Origin of the sequence: Gilliamella sp. ESL0232, from assembly GCF_013346885.1 — a bacterium.
GTDB classification, from domain to species: Bacteria; Pseudomonadota; Gammaproteobacteria; order Enterobacterales; family Orbaceae; genus Gilliamella; species Gilliamella bombi.
In genome coordinates, this window is the sequence record NZ_JAAEDW010000004.1 from 118,723 (window position 1) to 144,944 (window position 26,222).

A 26,222-nucleotide genomic window follows, 5' to 3' on the forward strand; every position below is an offset into this window, starting at 1 on the left:
AACATGTTGTATTTATATAAATACACCATTTTGTTGGTGTTCCCTTCTTGATTATCGACTTACGTCGATAATCTAAACTTTTATCTATTATAAAACGGTCACTTGCAATTTAAATCCTTGATCGCCAGCACACGCAGGGGTAGAAACATGCTGTGATGTTAAATCTAAATTCTCTGGAGCTGTCTCACCAGACGCTGGTATACTTGTGCCAGATGAAGCATAACTATAATTGTTAGCCGTTTTACCTCTTATTATATAGTGAGCATCTCGTCCCAAAGCAACGTTAAACCACGGTCCATTAGGATGATTCCTAGCGTCATTTGGTAATAAAGTCTCATTATTAGGACAAGCACTTGCATTTGAACCTACCAATGACCAAATTACATACGGTTCAACAATTTGGGTACCATTTTCAGATGTAAATGCTTTAACAAGGTATTCATTACCAACACGCCATTCGTTTGGCCCAGCAGGGTCAAATTCAAGTACAGAACCTGAGCTCTTAGCAACTAATGTTCCAGATTTATTCCAAACCTCTATATACCCCGATCTACCACCAGAAAAATCAACAGAGGCTCTATTGAATGACGAACCAAAACCATACTGATCTAACGAAATTGAAAAATCAATCAGTCCTTCAATATTTGAAGCTACATCTATTGCATAACTATCACCAATTACTTCTAAACCAGCCGCAGTTGAAGCACGAGATGATACTTTTTGACCTTTTGCTACTTTTTCAAATGATTTTACAATAACACAAGGTTTCTGCTCTGGACATTCATTTACATTACCTGATGTACCATTGATTAAAGCAATTTTTTCGCCATTACTGGTTGCAGTCCACAATCCGACAAATTCGTTAAATGTTACTGGTATACTATCCATTAGTTCACTATCACTAAAACCATCTACATCTTGAAAAGAGTTGATTGAACCATTATTTACCTTCGGTTTAACGAGAGTTGCTAACACGGTCAAACTACTTGAGCCATTTGCAGGCTGAGTCGCCAACGTTGTTTTGTTACCTGAACTATCTACTGCCCATACACCAATTTTACGCATTGCTGGGTCTGGTAACACTTCAAAACTTACAGCATTAGATGTTGCAGATTTTCCTCGGCTATCAGTGACTGATACTGATAAAGAATATTTGCCATTTGTACTAACTGGGCGACGCTGACCATCTTGATCAACATAACTAGGAGCAACAATTTGCCAATTATTCACATCGGCTGGTGGATTAAGCCATGAAGAAGCGGTACATTCACCTGTAGCAATACATAAAAAACCACCTCCAGCGTCAATTTCAAGCATATCACCAGACCATACTAAACTTGATAAGTTCTTAGCATTGTGAACACTGATATTTAGCGGATAGGCTTGTCCTTCGATTAACTGAGTTTGCTCAAGCCCTAAATCGACCGATATTTTCTTTTCTTTATATTCAAGAACGATATAGTTATTACGATCAACTAAATCATAACGGCTACCTTTTAAAGAACGAGCAGATTGAACCATATCTGGATCTAACTGATCTTTTAACGGTGTACCTATACGATAGTTCATTGTAAGTTCAGCTTTAGTTGCCTTTTTATTGTCTTGACCTCGTTTATGCTCAGCCTTAATAGTGAAAAGTGGAACTGGTGTATAATCAAGACCGACAGTAATTGCTCGCGGGTCTTTTTGTAAATTATCTTTACCAAATAAAGCAACTTTATCACCATAGTATTGTTCATACATCAGTGATCCGCCCAAATGTGGATATTGTGGTAAATATCCTTGGAATCGAACATCAAAGCCTCTTGCTGCTCGTTCTAAATAATCATCAAAATCTTTAGAATCTTTCCAGTCTGATAACGGATGATAATAGTTAGCAGCAAATTTCATATAATCAGTCCAAGCTTCGGCACCAATACCTAAACGATTGTGTGCACGCTGGAAATCATGGTCAAAAAATACGTTATAACCAAGTAACCATTTTTTATCAGCAACATCCCAACGTTGACCAATACCAAAGTTACCTATTCGACGGTTGTGTTCATATTCCTGAAATGATATTTGGCTAAATATTAATGTATCTTCTGTGTCATACCATGGGCTAAATAACTTCAAATTGACATTGTTAAATTCGCCTTTATCACTTAAATCAAATTGTAACTGAGCAGTACCAAAACGACCTAAAAAATCCTGTACAGCATTACGTACTGGATCAACAACTTGGTTTTTAACCCCATTTCGTACATAACTTTCTGCGTAATCTTTACCCTTGTTTTTTAAATGTTGGGATAGACCACCATTGTCTGGCGAAGTTATTTGTTTCCAGTCTTGGCTAGCTAAAGTTTGTAATGTTGAAGCTATTTGAGTTGATAGTGCGTCTTTATCCTTTTTTACATCGTAATTATCATCTGATCCTAATTGAGGCAAATTGGCGTGTTCATCTTTTTTATCATCGTTTAATTTAATTGCAGGTAACAATGGTGAATTCTCTGGCAGAACGATACGCTCACCGATCTCAACAACATCTTTTTTATCAAAACGCCCCGCATTCATTGCACGTAATTCTGAAATAGAGATGCTACTTAAAAGTGCAATTTGATAAAGACTACGTTGCTGATTGTTAAGCATCTCACGAGCTTTCGTACCATCTTTTAACTCAATTATTTTATTACTATCTATAGGACCTTGCGACACTTGAGTTTCAGAAGCAAAAGCAGATTGCCATCCTAATGTAGCTATTACAAATGCAGAGATAATCGTTAAATTAAGATTCTTTCTCATCTTAATATTCCTTATATTTCACCGATAAAGCGCATAATATGAAATCTATTGCCAATATCAATTTCTAATTTTAAATAGCAATATAATTATTTCTTATTAACTTTTACTATTTAGATTTTTACAACTATTTTTTAATTTTTGCAATTCTATTACAAAAATGTCATTTATCAAAATAATTTATTACTTTTTTGTTATGTTTTTTGTTGAGTTTTTTATATATTTTTTATTTATCATTATTATTCAATTTATTAAGTAAAGATTTATTAAGATTTGTAAAGTTTTGTAAATTTAATAGTGGATGTAGATCTAGTTGAGTAGTGAGGAATTGCTATTTCTTTTGATATTAAAGAATTTATTGTAGGTAACTAGCTAAATAAATTATAAAATTATTCTCTAAATAAAAAAAGACCTAATTGATAATTTTAGGCCTTTATATTGTATTTTATATTTTCACAATTTATTAACCTTCATTATAAATCTCTAGGTTTTCTGATTCTTTAATGTCTGAAGATTTTTTAGTTTCATTTCTTTTCTGTTCTAATAATGATAAATAGCTATCATCAATTCCTTCAGTAACATATTTTCCATCAAAAACAGAACACTCTAAATGATGAATGTTGGAGTTTTGTTCTGTAATTGAATTAATTAAATCAGATAAATCTTGAAATATAACCTTATCAGCACCGATATTTTTTGCTATTTCATCAACTGTTCGGTTATAAGCAATAAGTTCACGGGCAACCGGCATATCTATCCCATAAACATTTGGATGCCTGATTTCTGGCGCAGCAGACGCTAAATAGACTTTTTTAGCTCCAACAGAACGTACCATTTCGAGAATTTCTTTTGAGGTTGTTCCTCGTACAATCGAATCATCAACTAATAAGACATTTTTACCTTCAAATTCAATACGGTTAGCATTGAGTTTTCGTCTTACAGACAATTTACGTGCGCTTTGCCCTGGCATAATAAAGGTGCGTCCAACATAGCGATTTTTAACAAACCCTTGCCGGTAAGGTTTATTTAAAATACGTGCAATTTCAAGAGCGGCATCACAAGATGTTTCGGGAATAGGGATGACTACATCAATATCAACATCTTTCCATTCTCTTGCTATTTTAGCCCCCAATTTTTGCCCCATTTGAATACGTGATTGATAAACTGAGACACCATTCATTAAAGAATCAGGTCTTGCAAAATAAACATATTCAAAAATACATGGATAATATTGAGGGTTATCCGAACATTGCTGAGAATATAATTGTCCATCTTGAGTAATATAAATTGCCTCACCTGGTTCGACATCACGTATAAACTCAAAATCGAGAATATCTAATGCTACACTTTCAGAGGCAACCATGTACTCAATTTTCTGATTCTCAAGTACCCGTTTACCAATAACTAATGGCCGTATTCCATAAGGATCACGAAAAGCAACAAGACCATGCCCAATAATCATTGCAACACAGGCATATGCGCCTTTAATTATGTTATGAACATTATGTATTGCTGTAAAAATATTGTCGGCAGTTAGTGGATAGGTGGGAAATTTGTCAAGTTCATTAGCAAGAATATTGAGTAGCACCTCTGAGTCGGAATTGGTATTAATATGACGCCTTGCAAGTTCGAACACTTTATTACGCAACTGATCAGTATTGGTTAAATTTCCATTATGAGCAAGCGCAATACCATAAGGTGAATTGACATAAAAAGGTTGCGCTTCGGATGGGCTTGAGCTACCTGCGGTAGGATAACGAATATGTCCTATGCCCAAATTACCTTGCAACCGTTGCATATGATGCTCTTGAAACACATCTTTGACTAAACCATTCGCTTTGCGTAAACGAAATCGATTTTGATTATCGATAGTCACAATACCTGCTGCATCTTGCCCTCGATGTTGCAAAACAGTCAATGCATCATAAATAGATTGATTAACAGAACTATTCCCAACAATACCAACAACACCACACATACTATGGTTACCCCAAATTTATTGTATTAAAAACGAAGAAGACTGTTGTATAAAATCAAAAAACCAGCGAATAATAAAACTAAAATGCGGGATTAGCTGAGATTGAATCCAGTAAGGTGATTGTGATAACGGCGTAAAAGTATCAACTAAAAAAAGAATAGCTGCAACAACTAAAACGCCTCGTAATACACCAAAACAGATACCTAATAAACGATCAGTACCAGATAATCCCGTTTTTTTTAATAATTGTCCAATAACATAAGACACAATCGAACAAACCAATAAGGTAGCAATAAATAAAATAACAATTGCTACAGCAATACGTATAACATCACTATCAAAATAAGTTAAATAATCAGTAATATAAATATAAAATTGACTGGAAATAAAAAAAGCTAATATCCAGCTAACTAATGATAACGCTTCTCGAACAAAACCTCGAACAACGCTAATTAATGCAGAAAAAGCAATTACACCAATAATCGTAAAATCAGCCCAGTTCATCATAATAACTCACAACTTTTTATTAATAATAATTATTCTTTACAACTTAAAAACAAGTAGCACAACGGTCAATTAGTAATAATAATACCTTCTAATTTTGTTAGGTTATTTAAATTAATAATGACTTGTTCAGCTTGCTCTTTTTTAGCATAAGGGCCAACCTGTAACTTAATTAACTGATTAGGTTCTGGGTTATCAGGTATTGTTCTAACGCTATAATTATTTAATCGTAATAATGCAATTAACTCTTCTATTTTTTGTTTATTTTTTAAAGCCGTAAGTTGGATCATATAAGGTTTAGATTCTTGCTGTGACATTGAAGGTTGAATTATATTTGTTGAATCGTCAGTATCATCAACAATATCAGATGAAGCTGATGAATTTAGATCTTGATCTGAGCCAGATAGGTAAGGAACATCTGATATATTATGGGTAAAATTGTCATCAACATCATCAGATGGTACTACCACTTGATTTTGCTGCGTAACCACTTCAGGTTGCAAAATTGGTGTTGTTGTCGTTCGTAAGTTAGGTTTATCCGTTATAATCCACGGGACTATTGCTGCAATAATAAGTAGTAATGTAGCAAAACCTACAAGGCAATTTCTTACTCTATTGGGATTATTTTCTTGATTGTCTACCATGACTAATTCCACTTAATGCTCAATTTCAGTTAACACATCCGATACAGTATGAAATGAGCCACATACCACGATGATATCATCTTCTTTAGCATCTTGCATTGCCTTTTGATAGGCTTTAGATACAGTATCAAATGCTGATACATTAAACTCACCTTCATTAAATAAGTGCTGTTTTAATACTTCAGCACTACAACCTCGTTCACCATAAAGTGAAGCACAATACCATCTATCACCTTTTAAGATGGATAAGGTACTTTTAATATCTTTATCCTTAAGCATACCAACAACAAATCTAACTTTGCCTACTTGCAAATATTCTGCTTTTAGTTTTTCTAATTGTTGTGTTAAATAAGCTGCTGCATGTGGGTTATGTGCTACATCAAGAATAACCAGTGGCGATGTTTGAATAATTTGAAAACGCCCGATTAAATTTGATTTTGCCAATCCTTTAGTTATTTCATCTTGTGTTATTTTAAGTGATGAATAACTTATAGCTGCAATTGCAGTTGCTGCATTAGCTAAAGGAACATTGGCAATAGGTAAATTTTTATACTGTCTTATTGCCGATTCAAATGACCATAAATCTTTATTAAGTTGTTGGTAACGCCAATCACAATTTACCCTATAAATAGAGCAATTCACAGATTTAGCCACATTTAAAATAGATGCTGGTACATCTGGCTCACCAACAATAGCAATACTTTTAGGTTTAAAAATGCCTGCTTTTTCACGTCCGATACTTTCACGGGTATCACCTAAATAATCAACATGATCAATACCAATAGTTGTAATAACTGCCACATCAGCATCAACGATATTAGTTGCATCAAGTCGCCCACCAAGACCAACTTCTAATATAACTACATCTAATTTTGCTTGTTTAAATTGATAAAGTGCAGCAAGTGTTGCATATTCAAAATAGGTAAGCGATATATCACCTCTGGCTTGTTCTATTTCTACAAAGGCTTTTACGGTTTGTTGTTCACTTGATTCTTGATTATTAATACGTACCCGTTCAGTAAAACGTAATAAATGGGGAGAGCTATAAACACCAACTTTTAAATTCGCTTCAAGTAATATCATTTCAAGCGTTCGACAAGTTGTTCCTTTGCCATTAGTGCCAGCAACGGTAAAAATATAAGGCGCTGGTTGTAATAAATCTAGGCGCTGAGCTACAGCTTTTACTCGTTCTAAACCTAAGTCAATAGTTATAGGATGTAGTTGTTCTAAATAATAAAGCCATGTCTTTAGATCTGACATGGCATTCAGTTGGTTATTTGTCATACTCAATTAAGCTGTCTCGTTAAGAGTAACTTCATTAAACGGATCAGGTAGTTTCATTAATTTTGTTACTAAACTGGCAATTTTAGAACGCATATCTTTGCGATGAATGATCATATCAATTGCCCCTTTTTCAAGTAAAAATTCACTACGTTGAAAACCTTCTGGTAATGTTTCACGAACAGTTTGTTGAATCACTCGAGGACCAGCAAAACCAATTAGTGCTTTAGGTTCAGCAATATTAATGTCACCCAACATTGCCAGACTTGCCGATACACCTCCCATGGTAGGGTCGGTCATTACTGAAATATATGGTAAACCTTCATCTTGCATTTTAGCAAGAATAGCGCTCGTCTTTGCCATTTGCATTAATGAGAATAGCGCCTCTTGCATTCGTGCACCACCACTTGTTGAAAAGCAAATTAAAGGGCATTTATCCTCAATGGCCTGCTCTGCGGCGCGAGTGAATAATGCACCAACAACAGAAGACATTGAACCACCAATGAAAGCAAATTCAAAACAAGCAACAACTACTGGTACGCCAAGCAATGTTCCCTTCATGACAACCATTGCTTCTTTTTCGTGAGTTTCTTTTTGAGCTGCTGTTAATCGATCTTTATATTTTTTAGTATCTTTAAATTTTAAGATATCTTTAGGCATAAGATCTGCACCAATTTCGATATCCGAACCTTCGTCTAAAAAACGATATAAACGCACTCGGGCAGGGATATGCATATGGTGATCACATTTTGGACAGACCTCTAAATTAAGATCGAGTTCAGCTTGATAAATGACTTGATCACAGTTAGTGCATTTTGTCCAAACGCCACCAGGAATATTCGCCTTTTTATGATCTGACGATATATTATTTTTACTAAGAATTTTTTCAATCCAGCTCATTATGATTCTCTCATTCTGGCACTTTTTACAAATTTGAAGGTATTGTACAATACTTTGCACTAATTCTTAATAGCTGTTTTTATTTTTATGTTATTTTGCAAATAACCTTATAAAATAAAAAAATATTTTGATAAAGATTTAGAAATAAAATCTGCTTAAAATCGAATTTAAAATAGCTAACACTCAACAGATAACTAATCTACTGAAATATCATTTTGTTTAAAAATATAATTAATATGATCTTAAAAAATTATTGGTATATAATTGGTAAAAGTTTATTTTCCATTTTTTGAAATAAGGGGTTATAGATGGACAAGGAAAAAACAACCGCACCATCGTTTCAAGATGTATTAGAATACATTCGTTTATCACGCCGTTTGAATAAATTAAAACGTGAAATATCAGATAACGAAAAGAAAATTCGTGACAACCAAAAAAGAGTACTGCTACTTGAAAACTTGAGCGAATATATTAAACCAGATATGACTTATGAAGAGCTTCAAGCAATTATTGCGAACATGAAAAGCGATTACGATGATCGTGTTGATGATTACATTATTAAAAATGCTGAAATTTCAAAAGAACGTCGAGAGATCAGTAAAAAAATGCGTAGTTATCGTTCTAATTAAAATCTATTGTGCTGTAATTAGCGTCCATTTTTATTGTGGGCGCTAATTTTATAAACTAAATCAGCCACCTGCTAGCTTTACTTTAAATCCTTTATCTTCTAGCAATGACTTTAATAAATCACGTTTATCACCTTGTATTTCAATAACATCATCTTTAACTGCTCCCCCACAACCACAACGTTTTTTTAATTCTGCTGCTAACTGTAATAATTGAGTATGATCGATATCAAATCCAGTAATAACACAAACACCTTTACCTTTACGGCCTGATGTTTGTCGTTGAATTCGAATAATACCATCCCCCTTAGGGCGTGAGATAAGTGTTTGGGTCGGTTTAATTCGACCTTTATCGGTCGAGTAAACAATTGAATTATCAGACATAATAATATTATTAACTCTTACTTGTATCTAGTGTTGCTAAAATTGTTTGTAAAGCTTTAGCAGGATCTTCTGCTTGGGTAATTGGGCGTCCAATGACTAAATAATCAGAACCTGCAGCTTGAGCTCGCTGAGGTGTCATAATACGCCTTTGGTCATCAGAATTAGTACCCACTGGTCTAATACCTGGTGTCACCAATTTAAAATCACTACCCAAACGGGTTTTAAAACTTTGTACTTCTTTCGCTGAACATACTACACCATCAAGCCCGCAGTTTTTAGCAAGTATTGCTAATCTGGTTGCTTGCTCTAAAGGTGATACGTTAATACCAATTTCTTGTAGATCTGCTAACTCCATGCTAGTTAATACTGTTACTGCAATCAAAATAGGGGCATCTTTACCATATGAATAAAGCGCATCTTTAGCAGCTGTCAACATGCGTGAACCACCGCTAGCATGAACATTGGTCATCCACACACCAAGGTCAGCAGTTGCAGCAATTGCTTTTGCGACAGTATTTGGAATATCATGGAATTTAAGATCTAAAAAAACATCAAAACCTTTTTTCATAATTTGCTTGATAAAGTCAGGTCCTGCATGTGTAAAAAGCTCTTTACCAATTTTAATGCGACAATCTTTGGGATCTACACGATCAATAAAATTCCATGCCGATTTAACATCTGGAAAATCAACTGCAACAATAATTGGTGATGCCATAACTCATTTATTCCTTCTAATCAAAATTCTTAGCTATTCTTTCTAACAAATTCATTCAAATCAGCATAAAAAATACGAGCGCTTTCTTTATAACCTCGTAAAGTTTGATGCACTAAATCTGGGCGTGCTAACCCCCGTTTTCGCCACTGCTTAATAGAATACTTTCCCCCCATTGCCACTTGCCAATCCCAAAATAATGTTTTTTCAGATTTAGCAACTTGTTTTTGAATATCCATTATCTTTGCAAAAGACTTAGGCATATTTGTTTCATTTGCCATAGTATCAGGCGGTGTCATTATCAAGATCGTAGCATTGGGTAATGTTTTACGAATCAGTCTAATATTATTCACTAAATTTTTTCGATATTGATTAGCATCTAATGCTCCATCAAAACTTTCATTTGTCCCGTATTCTAAAATAATTAAATCACTTTGTGATATAGACAGTTCTTTAAACCAATCTTTCCCCCACTTTTGCCAAATTGTCTGTTTAGCTCCATTAGTGGCAATAGATGAAACAATAACACCTGGTTGTTGATAACGAGTCAACCAAATTCCACCAAGCTCTATATCTTTTTGACCTTTTATAACCAATGGCATTTTAGAAACAACCGAAGCTGTTTGCCAAGTATTTGATTTTGGAGTATTGCTTAAATTAATTTTATGATTATTAGCATCATAAAGCGCTAATGAATTTGTGTTATTTTTAAGTGCTTTAAAGGTTAACTTAACTTGCCAATCTTTATTATTAGAGCCTCTTGGTGTAATTCGGATAGTGGCTAAATCTTTATTTGGTTTAGCAATAAAACCACCCATAGGAAAATCTAAGTTACTTAAAGTTCGGCTACTTAGCACATTCCAATTTTTAGAACTCCACGTAACAGCTGCATGGCTTTGTCCTTTTATAGCTACAGGCGTTATCCAGCCAATACCAGCATTACCATACTTTTGTTGCATTAATGTTCTTAACTCACCAGTAAAAAAATCAGCGGCTGAATGCGAATCACCAAATTGAGTAATATTGACCACTTGATCCGTTTTTTTATTATCCTCTAACGATTTTAAACGCATTGCAAATTGTTTAGCATTAGGATCACCAAAATCAACAATAGTAGATACCGTGGTGGTTTTACTTTCAGCTACACTACAACCAACGGTAATTGTTACTGCAATTACGGTTATAATATACTTTAAAGATTTAATCATTAAAGGTATCCTCTAATTCTTTATAAATTATTTGTTCCATAATCGCTTTTGCCAAAATTTTTTGGCCAGTTGGTGTAAAATGTACCCCATCATCAACTCTTACTTTAATTTTGGCTTTATCGGTTTCTATGAAATTACTGAACTTTTCGTATGTGCAACCCAATAATTCGTTTGTTGTTAAGAAATGTTGTTGAGTTTTTTCTATTTCAGATTTATATAAATTATTTAGATAAACCATTCCATTATTTAATTTGTGTTTACGCATACAAGGCGCAGCAAGCCAAAGTACTTGAACATCATTTTCTATAGCACTATTTAAAATAGATGCAATACGCAAACGGTAGTGCTCTTCCCATAATTCAGATTTAAATTTAGCGTATTTGGCATAACCTTTAACAGGAAAATCCCAAGGATCATTAGCACCAAGAAAAACGACCAATAATTTTATTGAAGGATCAGCAATTAAATTATCATTAATTGTTTTTGGCCAATCGAAGGCACTTGGATAAGCAAGTCCTGTACTTTGTTTGCTCAAATCAATACTTTCTATTTTATACTGCTTAAACAACATTTTTTTTACATATGGTGCAACGCCTTGCATTAAAGAGTCACCTGCAAAAAATACCTTATCATTACTTGTTAGAACAATCGGTAGTGGTTCATGGATTGATTCAATATCCTTATGAACTTCATCATTCCTATCTTGAAGTACAGATACTATTTCTTGCTTATTTTGATTAGTAGTATCAGAATATATCTCTAAATTGTAATCCGCACCAGTATCTTCACTTTTTAGATTTTTGTCTGTAACTACTTCTTCGATTTTTTTATTTTGTTTTATCTCATCAAACTCATCCGTTGCTAACTTGGATGTTTTATTTTCAGTAACGGGTAAAGCAACATCAATCGGTTGAGTAAGTGAAGTTGATGCTTGTGTGATTATATGTTCTTGATCATTTTGCTCATCAATGTAGTTTTTTTCAATATCTTGTGATGAAATTTCTTGGGAAGCAATCGTATTACCATCAAATAAATCAGTATGGTATGCTTGCTGGCAATAAATCAATATAGATTTATAATAAATCGCAATTAATGCAATAGCAGTAACAGACATTATAACTAATATATAACGAGCTGATAAAGGGCTGCCAGTAAAAACGAGAGGTGTGTTTGTTTTTTTGTGAAGATTTTTTTTAATTACACTTTTATTCAGCGATTTATGACGTTGCCGTTTCAAACTAGATTTTGGTTTTTTATTATTTTTTGAGAACGATTTTTTATATATCATCATAATTAAATTAATATAATTAAAAATTAGCGTAAATAAAGTTTGGCATACCTGATGGTGCAATATAAATAACCAACCACAGAATTAAAATAAAAATCAATGGTAAATATAAATGCGGTATTTTGGTTAACTGCATAATAAACCAATCAGTAAAAGTTTTACACATCGGGTAGGCAAAGTAAATGAAACAAATCACTAAAAATGCCCCTGCATGATGTGGTTCTATCAAGAAGTTATGCATTAATGCTGTCATATAATCTACTGAATCAGGTAAACTGTCACTATTAAAAAATAACCATGTGAAACAGACATAATGCCATGTTAATAACCGTGCTATCCATGGTGAACGTGTAGCTATCCAATCTTGCCCAAAATAACGATCGCCAATGTTGAGTGCCACAATACCAATGCCGTGACATGCCCCCCAAATAATAAAATTAATGCCAGCGCCATGCCATAATCCAGATAGTAACATTGCCAACATGACATTGATTTGAGTCCGAATAAAACCTCGACGACTTCCTCCTAAAGGAATATAAATATAATCGCGAATCCAACGAGATAAGCTAATATGCCAACGTGCCCAAAAATCTCTCAAATTTAATGCTAAATAAGGGAAATTAAAGTTAATTGGTAAACGAAATCCTAGCAATAAGGCAATACCTGTAACTAAATCAGTATACCCTGAAAAATTTAAATAAATTTGCATTGCATAAGAATAAAGACCTACTAGTAAATCAATTACACTAAATTCTAACGGGTTAGCAAATATTGGTTTAACCCAATATTCATTGATTAAACCACCTAAACAGTAAACCTTGATTACGGCCAAGATAAGCAACGTAAATGCACGAAATGGCTCTAAAATTTTACGAGGCTGACTGATGCTAATTTGAGGTAAAAATTCTTTAGCTCGGTTAATAGGACCGGCAATAATACTTGGAAAAAAAGACAAAAACAAGGCAAAATCCCAAAAGTTAGCGACGGGTAACTCTTTCTTTTTTACCGAAACTAAATAACTTACCGAATGGAAAGTATAAAATGAGATGCCTATTGGAATTAGTACGGTTATAACAGGTAGTAAAACTGGTAAATTTAATAAATTAAGTAGATCCTGCAACTCATAACGAAAAAAATCAAAATATTTAAACAACGCCAGATTAATTATTGATAAGCATAATCCTAAAATTAACCATCGTTTTGAGTGACGATCAGATGTAGCAATCAGTACTGAGAACAAATAGATTGCACATGTATAAATAAAAAGGATAAGCGAAAATTGCCAGCTATAACTGCCAACAATAAGATAACTTGCTACTAAAAGTAGAATATTTTGTATTTTGGGTGATAAGTGACATCCCCAATACAAGGCAAAGAAAGCGATAAAGAGTAAACCAAACTCTATAGATAAATAACTCACTGCAATCCTTATTACTTAACAGTATACTTTACTGAAAATTTTTGACTAAACCCTTTATAAAATACTTTACTTTTTGCTAGCTAATCAATTCGGATTGAGCAAGTACATTATAAACAATCAATTCTTTATTCAATCCAGTAACAGTTAATAACTGATTTCTTGCCTGCAACCATAAATTATAGAGCTCAGAAATTTTTTCATTGCTTTTAGTGGCGAGCAGTCGAACCAATGGGACTTGATCACGATTAACAATAAAACGCCCCACTTTTTGCTTCGCTTTAAGCGCATCACTTAATAAAGCACAAAACCAAATAACTCTTTCAATAAATTCTTCATGATCAAAGGTTTTAGCTAGTTGCCAATAATTGTTTTGTGGTACAACTTCTAACAAATGATCACAAAATGCTTTTCGTTGTTGCCACTTTTCAGGTACCAATAGTGCAAGTGCTTTTAGAGGTGCATTTTCGCTCAATAATAATGCTGAAGCAAGCTCATTATCGCTGTATTGCTGATTGCGTTGACTTTTTAACCATTCAATGGATTGTTCCAATTTAGGAATAGGTAAAAAATAAGAAAAACAGCGACTGTGAATTGTTGGAAGCAATTTGCTGTTATGTTCATCACTTAAAATAAAATATGTGTTTTCTGGTGGTTCTTCTAACGTTTTTAACAATGCATTGGCGGCAGCTTCGGTCATTAAAACTGCGTTTTTTATCCAAATAACTTTATTTCCACCTTGCTGAGATTTTTCGTAAACTTTGTTTGATATTTTACGGATTTGATCAATACCTATTGACTGTTTAGATTGTTCATTGGTTATTACATAATAATCAGGGTGATGGTGAGACAAAAATAATTGGCAACTATGGCAGTTTAAGCACGGCTCCAATTGCTGTGAGGATTGGCATAATAAACGGCTTGCAATCTTTGAAACAAACTCATCTTCACCACTACCTTGGACATAATTAATTAATAAAGCATGATGAGCCCGTTTGTGCATAATTCCAGAAGCTAATTGCTGATACGGCAAAGAAAGCCAAGGGTAGTCATTTAAGATCATTCAATATCAACCTGTTTAGTTAACCATGCAGTTAAAATTTGTTCAATTTGCCCATTCACATTGTCGATTGATTTTCCTGCATCAACTGTAATGATGGTTTTATCTTGTTTAGCAAGTTCTAAATAACTTTGACGAGTTCGTTCAAAAAACGGCAATGACTGTTGCTCGATGCGATCGAGTTTACCTCGAGATCTTGCTCGCATTAATCCTATTTGAGGATCAATATCCAAATATAAAGTAAGATCAGGTTTAAAATCACCTAACACTTGTTCTTTCAATGTCATCATAAAAACTTTATCTAACTGGCGCCCACCTCCTTGATAAGCTTGCGTTGATAAGTCATGACGATCACCAATAACCCATCTACCTGCATGAAGTGCTGGTTTAATTACATTATCGATCAGCTGAATACGTGCGGCATATAACATCAATAATTCGGCTTTATCAGTCAAAAGCTCATTATCTAAACCATTTTTAATAATATTGCGTAATGCCTCAGCAATCGCTGTTCCACCTGGCTCTCGAGTAAACTGCAAATCGCCAATATTGTGTCGATTTAAAATACGAGCAACGATATCAATAGCGGTGGTCTTACCTGCCCCTTCAAGCCCTTCGACGACAATAAATTTGCCGGTCATACTAAATTCCTAATCTATTTATAATAAGCTTGTGTTTAATATTGCGCTATTGTACGCTATTTTTACTGATTATTTTAGTTTGAATTATTAATACTTTTTTCAATTTTACAATTAATACCTTCATTATTAAATTTTAAATATTTTTTTAATGTTAATGAAGCAATAAGATGAACAGCAAAAATCATTCAGGTAGGGTATTGATTTTATTCAATTTTATCAATAGCAACTAAACTTCTACCAGCTAGTGAAATACAAGGGAGATAAATAAGATATATATTTAATTGTAGGAATTATTTGCGCTTTTTGTGGCTATTTGACAATAGTCTTACTGGATATAAAACACTAAAACAAGCAACAAATTTTAACCTAAGTTGTAAACTAACTATAAGGTATTTACATAACTATTCACTTTTGGGGTTATATTTTGTAAAAAATATTCAGGATTTTATACTGTTTTATGATTAATTGAAAATTCACAGTATTTCATTTGTTAGATTTTGTAATAGGCATCTTATCAATCAAAAATATACTAAACCAACTTGCCTTCAAATGAATTAGAAGGCAAAAAACGTATATATCCTTTAATCAAGATACCATATAATAAGCAAATATTTAATAATTTGAAAGAGATAAAACCAGATTTTAAGCAACTGCCTATAAGTAGTTTAGAAGATTATTTTAATCGTGCAGTAAAACAACTCACGTTTTTCCTCAAATTATAAATTAGAGTGAGAAAGAAATTATTATCTGCCACAACAGTGGCAGATAATAAGCAAAAGTATATTAACGAACATCAGCACAATTTAAGCAATAAATATAGCGATTTTGTGGATCATTAAACTTATTCCATAAAGAAACATGCTGTTGAAGTTGTTTTGCTGCAGGAAGTTGTTCAAAAAATATTTCTGCCGTTGATTTAGGTAACATGGCTATCATATCTGAATAAAATGCATTAAACCAATTTCCTTTTGGCTTTTGCCAGTCAATTTCATAATCAGTTAAATTAGCTAATGTTGCAGCTGTTTCAATGGCATCATCAAAGTCACCTAATTTATCAACAAGTCCAATCTTACTTGCTTCTGAACCTAACCAAACTTGTCCTTGTCCAATTTTATCGACTTGCTCGGTTGTCATATTTCGTGCTTTTGCTACTAACGAAATAAATGTTTGATAGCCATTATCAATATTTAATTGAATTAGTTGGTTCATTTCGGTTGGTAGATCTTGCGCAAAATTATTACTTGCTAATGGAGAGGTAGTTACACCATCGCTATAAACACCAATATGAGATAAAGATTTTTCGAATGTTGGAATAATACCGAAGATACCAATAGAGCCAGTAATTGTATTTGGGCTTGCAACTATGTAATCCGATGCAGTTGATATCCAGTATCCACCCGATGCAGCCATTCCTCCCATAGAGATAACAACAGGAATCTGGTAATCACGTAATACTTCTAATTCACTACGAATTGCTTCTGACGCATCTACACTTCCTCCTGGGCTATTTACTCGTAATACTATTGCTTGTGTGTTATGTTTATTTAAGTTTTTACGGATATTTCTCAATTGTTCAACAATGTCTTGACTACCAGCAATATTACTACTATTTTCACCATCCGTAATAGTGCCATTTACAAATACAACCGCAATTAGTGGTTTGTTGCTTCCGTTATCACTATCTAAATTTGTATCTTTTGACTTAAGTTGATAATCATAAATACTGATTTGATGTTGCTTATTAAGCTCAGATTCAAATTGATAGTTAGATGCAATTTCATCGACCAATCCATTAGACATAGCATATTGAGCCATATTACCATTAGCCTCTTTTAAATTGGTCAACATAGCCTCTGGAGTTGGAACCAATTGGGTATCGGCCTTTTTCCGTTGTGTTGAAATGTCTTGAAGATAATTGTTCCACATAAGTGTTAACCAACGTGTCGTATTGCTTTTTGCTTCTTCTGACATATCATCACGAATAAATGGTTCGATGGCTGACTTATAAGTTCCTACTCTAAAAACATGTGTGTTAATTTTTAAATTATCAAGCAAAGTTTTATAGTATAGATTGTTGGCCGCTAGACCATATACATTAACTGAGCCAAGTGGTGTTAAATATATTTTATCAGCATAGCTGGCTAAATAATATTGGCTTTGATTGAAGTTAGAACCATAAGCATAAATTGGTTTATTCGCCTTACTAAATTTGGTTAAATATTTACCAATATACTGTAGCGAACTCACATCAGCACCGACAAAATGATCTAATTTAAGAACCATGCTTGTAATCTTTGGATCTGCTGTGGCTTGAGCTATTTTTTGAGTTAATTCAAATAAACTATTTTCACGAGAAGTATTTACTTTCTTACCGTAGATTTTGCTTTGTAAAGCATAAATTTCATCACCGTATAATGTATTGTCAACAATTACTCCTTCAATATCCAACACCAATGCTCCATATTGTGGAATAATTTCTTGTTTTTGTGTTTCTTGGACTAATGCGATGACGCTAAAGATTAAAATAATAATAATTAGAAATATTAGATTAAGAAATATTTCTCTTATTAAGTTAATCACTTTCCATATTGATTTAATGACAGATAAAGCAGACATAATAAATGATCCTTTCATAGATAGTTTATCTAATTTTTTACTTCAATATTTTTCTTTTTAAAGTATTTTTTATCTTCAAATCTTAAGCACGTTAATTTTCCACCCCAACAACATCCTGTATCGAGTGCATAAACATTATCTGGTGTACCTTTTCCATTTAATGCAGCCCAGTGGCCAAAGGCAACTGCATACTCGTTTGGAATTTTGCTTGGTAATAAAAACCAAGGTTTAAGTTTCGAAGGTGCTTGCTCAGGTGATTTTTTGTAATAAAAATCTAATCGACCATCTTCATAACAAAAACGCATACGAGTTAATGCATTAGCAATATAACGCAATCTATCTAATCCTTGTAGTTCAGGAAACCATTCATCCGGAAAGTTGCCATACATTTTATCAAGGAATAGGATATAGGAATCACTAGATAGCATAACATTCAGATCATAAGCACATTTTTTTAGTGTTTCGATATCCCATTGTGGTGAAATACCAGCGTGGGTCATAATTAACTTTAATGATTCGTCAATTTGGACCAATGGCTGTCTACGCAGCCATTCCATTAATTCACCAAAATCTGGTGCACGAATAATTTCATCAAGATTATCCTTCTTTTTAGAAGGGGTAACATTGGCATAAATTGATAATAAATGTAGGTCATGATTACCTAATACCAATCGAATTTGGTTAGCATTATGTTTAACAAATCTTAGAACTTCTAATGATTTTGGACCTCTAGCAACTAGATCACCTGTTAACCATAAAATATCCGATGATGAGAATTTCACTTTTTCAAGTAAGCGCATAAACTCATCATAACAACCATGAATATCACCAATAAGTAAGTTTGCCATTCCTGTTAACTCCATGAATTTGCAAGTTGACAGTATTGCTGTACTGTTAAGTTTTCGGCACGTAAATTAGGATCAATATTTAATTCAGTTAATTGTTCAACAGTAAACAAGTTACTTAAACTGTTACGGATAGTTTTACGTCGTTGGTTAAATGCCTCTGTAGTTACGCGAGAAAGTATTTTTATATCATTAACAAGATAAGGCTTTTCTTTATAAGGTATTAATTTAACAACAGCAGAGTCAACTTTTGGAGCAGGTTTAAATGATGTTGGTGGTACTTCAAGAACAGGAATAATCTGACAATAATATTGAGCCATAACGCTCAATCTACCATAATGTTTACTGTTAGGCGATGCAACTAAGCGAGTTACTACTTCTTTTTGTAGCATAAAATGCATGTCAGTGATGATATTTGTATGTTCAAATAAATGAAACATTAACGGTGTCGAGATATTATAAGGTAAGTTACCAAATACTCTTAATGGTTTACCTAATTGATCGGCTAACTGATTAAAGTCAAAGGTCAGGGCATCTTGTTCAATAACCGTTAATTTATTATTTAAAAATGGATTTTCAATTAATCTATTAGCTAGATCTCTATCTATCTCTATAACTGTCAAATGATCAATATGTTTACTGATAGGTATTGTTAATGCCGCAAGCCCAGGACCGATTTCGACTAGTGCTTGATCTTTTTTAGGTTGTATAGCTGAAACAATACTTTCGATAATGTAATCATCATGTAAAAAATTTTGCCCGAATCTTTTACGGGCAAAATGCCCTTGGTGAACACGGTTATTCATGTTTATCTTCACCTGTGATTTTAATATAAGCGTCACCTTTTATTTCTTGAATCCATACTTGGGCTTCTTCAGAAAATTTACGATTAAAAATAAGTCGATAAGCTTGATCTTTATTCATTGCATTTGTTCCATCAGCTTTTCTTTTATCAATTAATTGGATTAAGTGCCAACCGTAGGCTGATTTTATTGGTTGGCTAATTTCTCCTTTTTTTAACTGAATCAGAGCAGTCCTAAAGCTATTATCATAAATTTCAGGACGATTCCAACCTAAGTTGCCCCCTTTACTTGCCGAGCCTGTATCTTCAGAGTTAGCTTTAGCTGCTGCTTCAAAAGTTGTGGCTCCACTAGTAATTGATTTACGGATATCACTTAGCTTTTGTTTTGCAATTTGGTCGGTGACTAATACATTTGTTTTAATCAGTATATGGCGCGCATTTACCTCTTCAATTGTGAAGGTTCTTGGTGCTTCTGAACGAGTATCATCAACTTTTAGAATATGTAGACCAACCCCAGAACGGATAGGTCCAATAATACTACCTTTTGTAGCTCGTACTAATCGCTCTTCAAAGATAGTAGGTAATTCATTAAGTTTACGCCACCCCATACTACCACCTTTTAATGCAAAATCATCGTTTGAATATGAAGTGGCTAATTTAGCAAAACTTTCCCCTTTTTGAGCTCGATTAATGATATCTCGTGCTTTATTTGTTGCATTATCAATTTGTTGTTTTGATGCTTTTTCTGGAACAGAAATCAAAATATGGCTTATTTTTACATCAATATTATTGGCTGGTTGACGAGCAATATTTTTTGCTAAATTTTCTATTTCTTTTTCTGAAATTCTGACTCTTGATCTAACTTCATGCATTCGAGTCTTATCTATTAGCATATCATTGTGAATTCTTTCACGATAGGCACCATAACTTATTCTCATCATCGAAAGTCTACTTCTAAGTTGGTCTACACTCATACCATTTTCTGCTGCAATTCTATTAATAGCATCAGTTACCTCGTCATCACTAACTGTAATTTTAGCTTTAGCTGCTTTTTGTAAAATTAAATTTTCAATAATTAAACGTTCAATAATTTGTTGCCTAAGTATTTTATCATTAGGTAGATTTTTAGGATCTGAGCTAGCTTTAATCGTTTTTAACATATCATTAACATCACTTTCTAAAATGACATTGTTATTAACAACCGCAGCAACTTGTTCTACAACTTTCGGAGCTGCATTAGCAGATAACGGAGTTATAATTCCTAAAGTTATGCTTAGATTTAATGCTATTAATAGTTTTAATAATTTCATATTCACTTAACTCATTTTGTTTTTCAGCATAGACAGCTAGTAATAAATTTATTGGTAATCTTATAGTTACAAAAATATTTTATTCAAATGCTGTATTATACGGTAGTTTACCGAAATTAAGCATTTTAGCTTTGGTATCTCGGTTGCTACCCAATCCTTTTAATTCGAAGTTAATCGATAGTTTATTTTCATATTTACTTTTGCGAGAAGTATTATCCCAGTCCGTCAATTTTCTACCATATTGTACTGTTGTTCCCCAACAACAATCACTATAATTCAATCCGATAGAACCATCTGTAGTTTGTTCTAATTTAACGTCATAATAATATGAACCAACAGCATTGAATGTTTGCGATAATGGCCAAGCGGTCATCATTCCTGCCTGTGAAATATCTTGTCTATAGCCTCTATAAAATGGATTCTTATCGACAGTATCAATATAGTTACGGTTTGCATATCGGTATGATAATTGGATTAACTTATCGCCAGTTGGCCGGTATTCAAATATTGCATTGGCTAATGATATTGTATCAATTCGAGTATCATACTGAACGCCACTTCTAAAGATTATATCATTACTTATACGCCAAAAGTTATCCGATGCCCAAGTAATACTGCCTGTATCGGAGTTTTCATCTAAATCATTATTGTGTTCACTCGTTTTTGATTTGGTGAAATAAGTAATTTGCCCAATAGATAAGTTAAATTTTTCAACCTTGTTATTATCATAAAATCGAGTTGTTACACCAGTTGATATTTTATTGGTTGAAGCAATCCTATCTAAACCACTATATGGTTGATCTCTAAATAGACCAATATAATCTGACTGTAATATAGTGGAATCATAGTCGCTAATATTAGATTGGTTCCGATAGGGAATATAGATATATTTTACTCTAGGCTCTAAGGTTTGCGTATAGCCATTAATAAATGGAACATCACGCTCGAAGATGACTTTACCATCAATGCTAAACTTAGGCAAAAAGCGATTTACCTTTTTATCTAAATATTTATATTGTTCAATATTTTTATTGATATTATCTTGATTATAATGAGTTGCCATAATCCCAGTTTCAGTGGTTAATAATGACCAAGAATTGGATAAAGTATAATTAAGCGTTGGTTCAAAATGTGCTCGCCATGCTTTAGGTTTACTTTTTCCAGACGTCAAGAAGCGAGATACTTGAGAGAATACTCTAAATTTGAATGGCCCCAAATCATTATTATAATAATTCATATCCAATTGTGGTTGAGTTTGATAAAGCGAATTTTTTAATTCTGAATGGAATGGTTGAAAGTGTCGATAGCCTAACATAATATCCCAACTTTCATCATTATAAGCAATTTTATAATACTGCGTTAAATATCCTGCAGTTTGGGAGGCGTATTTAGAACTTAAGTTTGTAAGATACTGATTGTCACTAACTCGAGTTGTATCTGCATAAAAGCGCCAATTATAGTTAATTAATTCATCATTTTTCCAATGAAATAACCAACGGTGACGATTGTCGTCATAATTGTTACCATTAAAACGATTGTCTCTATCTTCATTATATTTAGTATCGTGTTGAAGCCAGTCAAATGCAAGTGTACCTAAACCTATTTCGTTTAAATAACGAAATTCTGTTTGCAATTGTAGACCTCGTTTTTCTAATACTCTTGGGGTAAAGGTTGCATCATAATTTGGTGCAATATTCCAATAAACAGGTATTGAAAAATCAATGCCATCGATACTGTCATAGCCGAAATTAGGAATTAATAATCCTGAACGGCGTTTATTACCAGTTGGTAATTGTAAATAAGGCGAGTATAGAACAGGCACTTTACCAATACTAAATACAGCGTTCCAGACCTCTAGAAATTGCTCCTCGTTGTCATGAATAACGGTCGTTCCTTTAATATCCCATGTGCTGTCATTAATAGGACAAGATGTAAAACTACCTTTTTTTAAAATAACATAACGATTTTTTTCAAGTTGCATTTTATCTGCATTACCGCGACCAAGCCTATTGACAAGATGATACTCACTTGGGATCATATCTGCATCATTGTTATTTAGATTCATTGATGCTTTATCGCCTTTCATTTTTATTAAATTATCTTGATAAGTAATATCACCTTCTAATGTTACTATTCTATTATTACTATCTTGAGTATCAACTGTTACTTTGTCTGCTTGAACCGTTCGGTTGCCTTGTTCTATTAATACTTCACCTTTATATATAGCAATATTAGGGTAGATTGCTTCAAGTTGATTAGCTTCAGCATTTACGGGTAAAGTATCTATATCTCCATTAACTAAAGGGCGATCAAACTTAGGAACGTCTATAAGGCATTGAGGATTATTGCTTACAACGGTTTTAGGTAAATCTAAAGCATAACTAGAGCTATTATACAAAAAAAGAGTAACGGCTATAGCAATAAGAGAAGGCGTTAAATTTTTCATCAATGATTCTAAAGCTATTTTTGATTATTTTAATTGCAGCATTATAGCGGTTATTTATAAAAGTGCGAATTAAAAATTAACGTTTCCCTATGCGTTTATTTATTTTATTAAGCTGTTTTACCATTGCTATTCTTTTTTCGGCTGTAGTATTTTGAAACTCATCCCACCACCTAGCTAACTGCAAGAGCTCTCCTTTTTCGATTGAGGCTCGCATTTCTAAAAGGTCATAAGCAGCTCTAAACTTAGGATGTTCTAAAATGGCAAACGCTCGTTTACCATTCCGTTTCTTCATTCGTAGCTGTAAACGCCAAATATCACCCATGATGCTCGTTAAGCGTCTAGGTATAGCAATACTTTTACATTGTTCACTTAGTACTTCGTTAATTGCCATCGAAAACGAATCATGAAATGGCAAACCACTTTCGATACACGTTGCTTGTGTTTGTTCAATTATTGGATACCAGAAAAAAACTGCAAACAAAAATGCTGGATTAATTCGCTTATTGTTGGCAATGCGATAATCAGTATTTTTTAAAACTTGTTCGATGATTTTCTCTAAATAACTGTTTGGATTGTTAGCAAATAGATGCTCAATAACAGGAAATAGTTGTTCAAAAAGGCCATACTCTCTTAGTAACTTATAAGTTTTGTAACCATTCCCAGTTTGTAATAATTTAATGGACTCATCAAAAAGTCGTGCTGAAGGTACATTTCTTAATAATGATGCAAGCTGTTTAATTGGCTTAGCAGTAGCTAGTTCAATTTTCATATTCAGTTTTGCGGCAAAACGGACTGTCCTTAGCATTCTAACAGGATCTTCTCGATAACGTGTTTGCGGATCACCAATTAATCGAATAATGCCTTTTTGTAAATCTTCTAATCCTCCGCAATAATCACGTAAAGTAAAATCATTTACATTATAGTAAAGTGCATTCATAGTGAAATCCCGACGGATAGCATCTTGCTCAATGGTTCCGTAGACATTATCACGTAATAGCATACCTGACTGCGAACGTTTAGATATATTGGTTTGTCCTTTTTGAGAATCGTGCTCACCGCGGAATGTTGCAACTTCAATAATTTCTTTCCCAAATATAATATGAGCAAGACGAAATCGTCTTCCTATTAAGCGACAGTTACGGAAAATTTTCTGAATTTGTTCTGGCGTAGCATTCGTTGTGATATCAAAATCCTTTGGTGTTTTACCTAAGATAAGATCTCTGATACATCCCCCGACTAGATAAGCTTCGTACCCTTGTTTATTTAATCGATAAAGGACTTTTAATGCATTTTCACTAATCTCTTTACGAGATATATTATGTTCATTACGAGGAATGGACACATAGCTAGCTTTTTGTTCGTCTTCATTGTGAAAAAACTTTCGATAAAAGCGTGAAACTTGTTTAAAAATGGTGCACCTCAAAAAGTTTTTTTGCTTCATAATAATATAGCGCGCAATTATATAGTAATTGCTAATAAGTTTCCATTTTTCTTGGAATTGGTATTTTTTCGTTCAATAAAATTGTATTTTTTTAGATGACTTAAATATTCTATTTGATTTTTTAAACATAATTATCAACAATAGTGTCTCGTATAGTAATATTAACAACATCTAATAAAAAAAATAAACTTTGTTTTACTCTGATTAGTGTATTTAATTAGCTAATTAAGATGGAATAAAACTGTACTCAGAACTTCTTTTTACTTATTTGTATCACAAAATATAATTAATAACGCTTTATAATTTGATAAATTATAAAGCGCTTTTGATGTTATTTGTTATAACTATTAAATAATAGAAGTTATTTGAGTATATACCATTAACTGATAACCTATTGGGGACATTATGAACATTCGTGATTTGGAATATTTTGTTTCGTTAGCTGAATTTCGCCATTTCCGTAAAGCTGCTGATGCTTGCAATGTGAGTCAACCAACTCTCAGTGGTCAAATTAGAAAATTAGAAGATGAATTAGGCGTAATGTTATTAGAGCGCACAAGTCGCAAAGTACTATTTACTCAAACTGGTATGATGCTAGTTGAACAAGCCAAAGAGATTTTGCGTAATATCCAAATTTTAAAAGAAATGGCTAGCCGTCAAGGCGAAGAAATGTCTGGACCAATGCATGTAGGCCTGATCCCTACTATAGCACCTTATCTTTTACCTCATGTCATTACAGTTTTACATGACTTTTTTCCTCAGTTGGAACTTTACTTGCACGAAGCACAAACCGCCAATATTGTTGCTCAACTCGAAAGCGGCAAGCTTGATTGCGCAATCATTGCACAAGTCAAAGAAACATCACAATTTATTGAACTACCTTTATTTGATGAACCCATGTTTTTAACTGTTCCTGCTACTGATGAATTAGCTAGCAAAAATACAGTTAAACTTTCTAGCTTAAAAGGTAAAAAATTCTTAATGTTAGAAGATGGTCACTGTTTACGAGATCATGCAATGGGATACTGTTTTCAAGTTGGAGTTGATGAAGATAAACAATTTAAAGCTACTAGTCTTGAAACGCTTCGGAGTATGATTTCTGCTAGTCGCGGTATTACTTTATTTCCTGAACTTGCTATACCTAACGAGCGAATTCGTGATAATATTTGCTATATTCCTTGTACTGATCCTGTACCTGTACGCAGCATTGCTCTTATTTATCGTCCTGGTTCACCATTACGTTCCCGTTATGAAACAATAGCTAAAACAATCCGAGAGCATATGCCCAAAGTATTTGCTGAGAAAGAACGATTATTAAACAAATCAATTTAGAGATAGGTA

The 26,222-nt window shown here is 33.3% G+C and carries 21 protein-coding genes; 2 read left to right on the forward strand and 19 right to left on the reverse strand.

The genetic code is table 11. From position 1 onward, the window contains the following. Positions 1 to 87: 87 nt before the first annotated feature. From GYW75_RS05975 to accD, 6 genes are all read right to left on the reverse strand, one after another. Positions 88 to 2,781, reverse strand: a complete 2,694-nt coding sequence (locus GYW75_RS05975) for an inverse autotransporter beta domain-containing protein (RefSeq protein ID WP_174798764.1) — start codon at positions 2,779 to 2,781, stop codon at positions 88 to 90. Between the two features lie 460 nt (positions 2,782 to 3,241). After that, positions 3,242 to 4,756, reverse strand: coding sequence for an amidophosphoribosyltransferase (gene purF / locus GYW75_RS05980; protein ID WP_065590331.1), 1,515 nt, complete (start codon positions 4,754 to 4,756; stop codon positions 3,242 to 3,244). Between the two features lie 18 nt (positions 4,757 to 4,774). Beyond that, complete coding sequence (locus GYW75_RS05985; RefSeq protein WP_085165571.1) at positions 4,775 to 5,260, reverse strand: CvpA family protein; 486 nt, start codon at positions 5,258 to 5,260, stop codon at positions 4,775 to 4,777. A 68-nt stretch (positions 5,261 to 5,328) separates the two neighbouring features. Continuing rightward, the gene (locus GYW75_RS05990) at positions 5,329 to 5,904 is read right to left on the reverse strand and encodes an SPOR domain-containing protein (RefSeq protein WP_174798765.1); all 576 of its coding nucleotides are present in this window, start codon (positions 5,902 to 5,904) and stop codon (positions 5,329 to 5,331) included. Positions 5,905 to 5,916: 12 nt separating this feature from the next. After that, entirely contained in the window at positions 5,917 to 7,188 is a 1,272-nt protein-coding gene (gene folC, locus GYW75_RS05995; RefSeq protein ID WP_065590329.1) for a bifunctional tetrahydrofolate synthase/dihydrofolate synthase, read from the reverse strand. 6 nt (positions 7,189 to 7,194) lie between these two features. Continuing rightward, a complete protein-coding gene (gene accD, locus GYW75_RS06000; protein WP_065590328.1) occupies positions 7,195 to 8,085 on the reverse strand; it encodes an acetyl-CoA carboxylase, carboxyltransferase subunit beta in 891 nt (296 codons plus the stop codon). Between the two features lie 308 nt (positions 8,086 to 8,393). Here accD and tmaR point away from each other — a divergent pair, with 308 nt between their 5' ends. Beyond that, positions 8,394 to 8,714 carry a PTS system regulator TmaR gene (tmaR, locus tag GYW75_RS06005; protein ID WP_085165540.1) on the forward strand — a complete coding sequence of 107 codons (321 nt, stop codon included), beginning with the start codon at positions 8,394 to 8,396 and terminating at the stop codon, positions 8,712 to 8,714. Positions 8,715 to 8,774: 60 nt separating this feature from the next. Here the strand turns inward: tmaR and yciH are convergent, their stop codons facing one another. The 13 genes from yciH to pcnB form a co-directional block, all read right to left on the reverse strand. Beyond that, positions 8,775 to 9,095: a stress response translation initiation inhibitor YciH gene (gene yciH / locus GYW75_RS06010; RefSeq protein ID WP_174798766.1), complete on the reverse strand. Its 321-nt coding sequence runs from the start codon at positions 9,093 to 9,095 to the stop codon at positions 8,775 to 8,777. Between the two features lie 10 nt (positions 9,096 to 9,105). Beyond that, a complete protein-coding gene (pyrF, locus tag GYW75_RS06015; protein ID WP_174798767.1) occupies positions 9,106 to 9,810 on the reverse strand; it encodes an orotidine-5'-phosphate decarboxylase in 705 nt (234 codons plus the stop codon). Positions 9,811 to 9,839: 29 nt separating this feature from the next. Beyond that, the gene (locus GYW75_RS06020) at positions 9,840 to 11,015 is read right to left on the reverse strand and encodes a GDSL-type esterase/lipase family protein (RefSeq protein ID WP_174798768.1); all 1,176 of its coding nucleotides are present in this window, start codon (positions 11,013 to 11,015) and stop codon (positions 9,840 to 9,842) included. Beyond that, positions 11,008 to 12,306: an SGNH/GDSL hydrolase family protein gene (locus GYW75_RS06025; RefSeq protein ID WP_174798769.1), complete on the reverse strand. Its 1,299-nt coding sequence runs from the start codon at positions 12,304 to 12,306 to the stop codon at positions 11,008 to 11,010. Before GYW75_RS06025 ends, GYW75_RS06020 begins: the two co-directional genes overlap by 8 nt. 16 nt (positions 12,307 to 12,322) lie before the next feature. Continuing rightward, a complete protein-coding gene (locus GYW75_RS06030) occupies positions 12,323 to 13,723 on the reverse strand; it encodes an MBOAT family O-acyltransferase (protein WP_174798770.1) in 1,401 nt (466 codons plus the stop codon). Positions 13,724 to 13,799: 76 nt separating this feature from the next. Continuing rightward, positions 13,800 to 14,783, reverse strand: coding sequence for a DNA polymerase III subunit delta' (gene holB, locus GYW75_RS06035; protein ID WP_174798771.1), 984 nt, complete (start codon positions 14,781 to 14,783; stop codon positions 13,800 to 13,802). Beyond that, positions 14,780 to 15,421 carry a dTMP kinase gene (gene tmk / locus GYW75_RS06040; protein ID WP_034910296.1) on the reverse strand — a complete coding sequence of 214 codons (642 nt, stop codon included), beginning with the start codon at positions 15,419 to 15,421 and terminating at the stop codon, positions 14,780 to 14,782. Before tmk ends, holB begins: the two co-directional genes overlap by 4 nt. A gap of 783 nt (positions 15,422 to 16,204) precedes the next feature. Continuing rightward, on the reverse strand, positions 16,205 to 18,037 hold the full coding sequence (sppA, locus tag GYW75_RS06045; RefSeq protein WP_174798772.1) for a signal peptide peptidase SppA: 1,833 nt from the start codon (positions 18,035 to 18,037) through the stop codon (positions 16,205 to 16,207). A gap of 29 nt (positions 18,038 to 18,066) precedes the next feature. Further along, positions 18,067 to 18,885, reverse strand: coding sequence for a bis(5'-nucleosyl)-tetraphosphatase (symmetrical) ApaH (apaH, locus tag GYW75_RS06050; RefSeq protein ID WP_174798773.1), 819 nt, complete (start codon positions 18,883 to 18,885; stop codon positions 18,067 to 18,069). 5 nt (positions 18,886 to 18,890) lie between these two features. Next, a complete protein-coding gene (gene rsmA, locus GYW75_RS06055) occupies positions 18,891 to 19,688 on the reverse strand; it encodes a 16S rRNA (adenine(1518)-N(6)/adenine(1519)-N(6))-dimethyltransferase RsmA (protein ID WP_174798774.1) in 798 nt (265 codons plus the stop codon). Beyond that, the gene (gene surA / locus GYW75_RS06060; protein WP_174798775.1) at positions 19,681 to 20,994 is read right to left on the reverse strand and encodes a peptidylprolyl isomerase SurA; all 1,314 of its coding nucleotides are present in this window, start codon (positions 20,992 to 20,994) and stop codon (positions 19,681 to 19,683) included. The genes rsmA and surA overlap by 8 nt, the downstream gene beginning before the upstream one ends. 79 nt (positions 20,995 to 21,073) lie before the next feature. Then, positions 21,074 to 23,440 (reverse strand): LPS assembly protein LptD, encoded by a 2,367-nt coding sequence (gene lptD, locus GYW75_RS06065; protein ID WP_174798776.1) that lies wholly within the window; start codon positions 23,438 to 23,440, stop codon positions 21,074 to 21,076. 76 nt (positions 23,441 to 23,516) lie between these two features. Continuing rightward, positions 23,517 to 24,881 (reverse strand): polynucleotide adenylyltransferase PcnB, encoded by a 1,365-nt coding sequence (pcnB, locus tag GYW75_RS06070; protein WP_174798777.1) that lies wholly within the window; start codon positions 24,879 to 24,881, stop codon positions 23,517 to 23,519. Positions 24,882 to 25,286: 405 nt separating this feature from the next. On the opposite strand from pcnB, the gene oxyR reads away from it, so the two are divergent. Next, on the forward strand, positions 25,287 to 26,213 hold the full coding sequence (oxyR, locus tag GYW75_RS06075) for a DNA-binding transcriptional regulator OxyR (protein ID WP_174798778.1): 927 nt from the start codon (positions 25,287 to 25,289) through the stop codon (positions 26,211 to 26,213). The last annotated feature ends 9 nt before the right edge of the window (positions 26,214 to 26,222 follow it).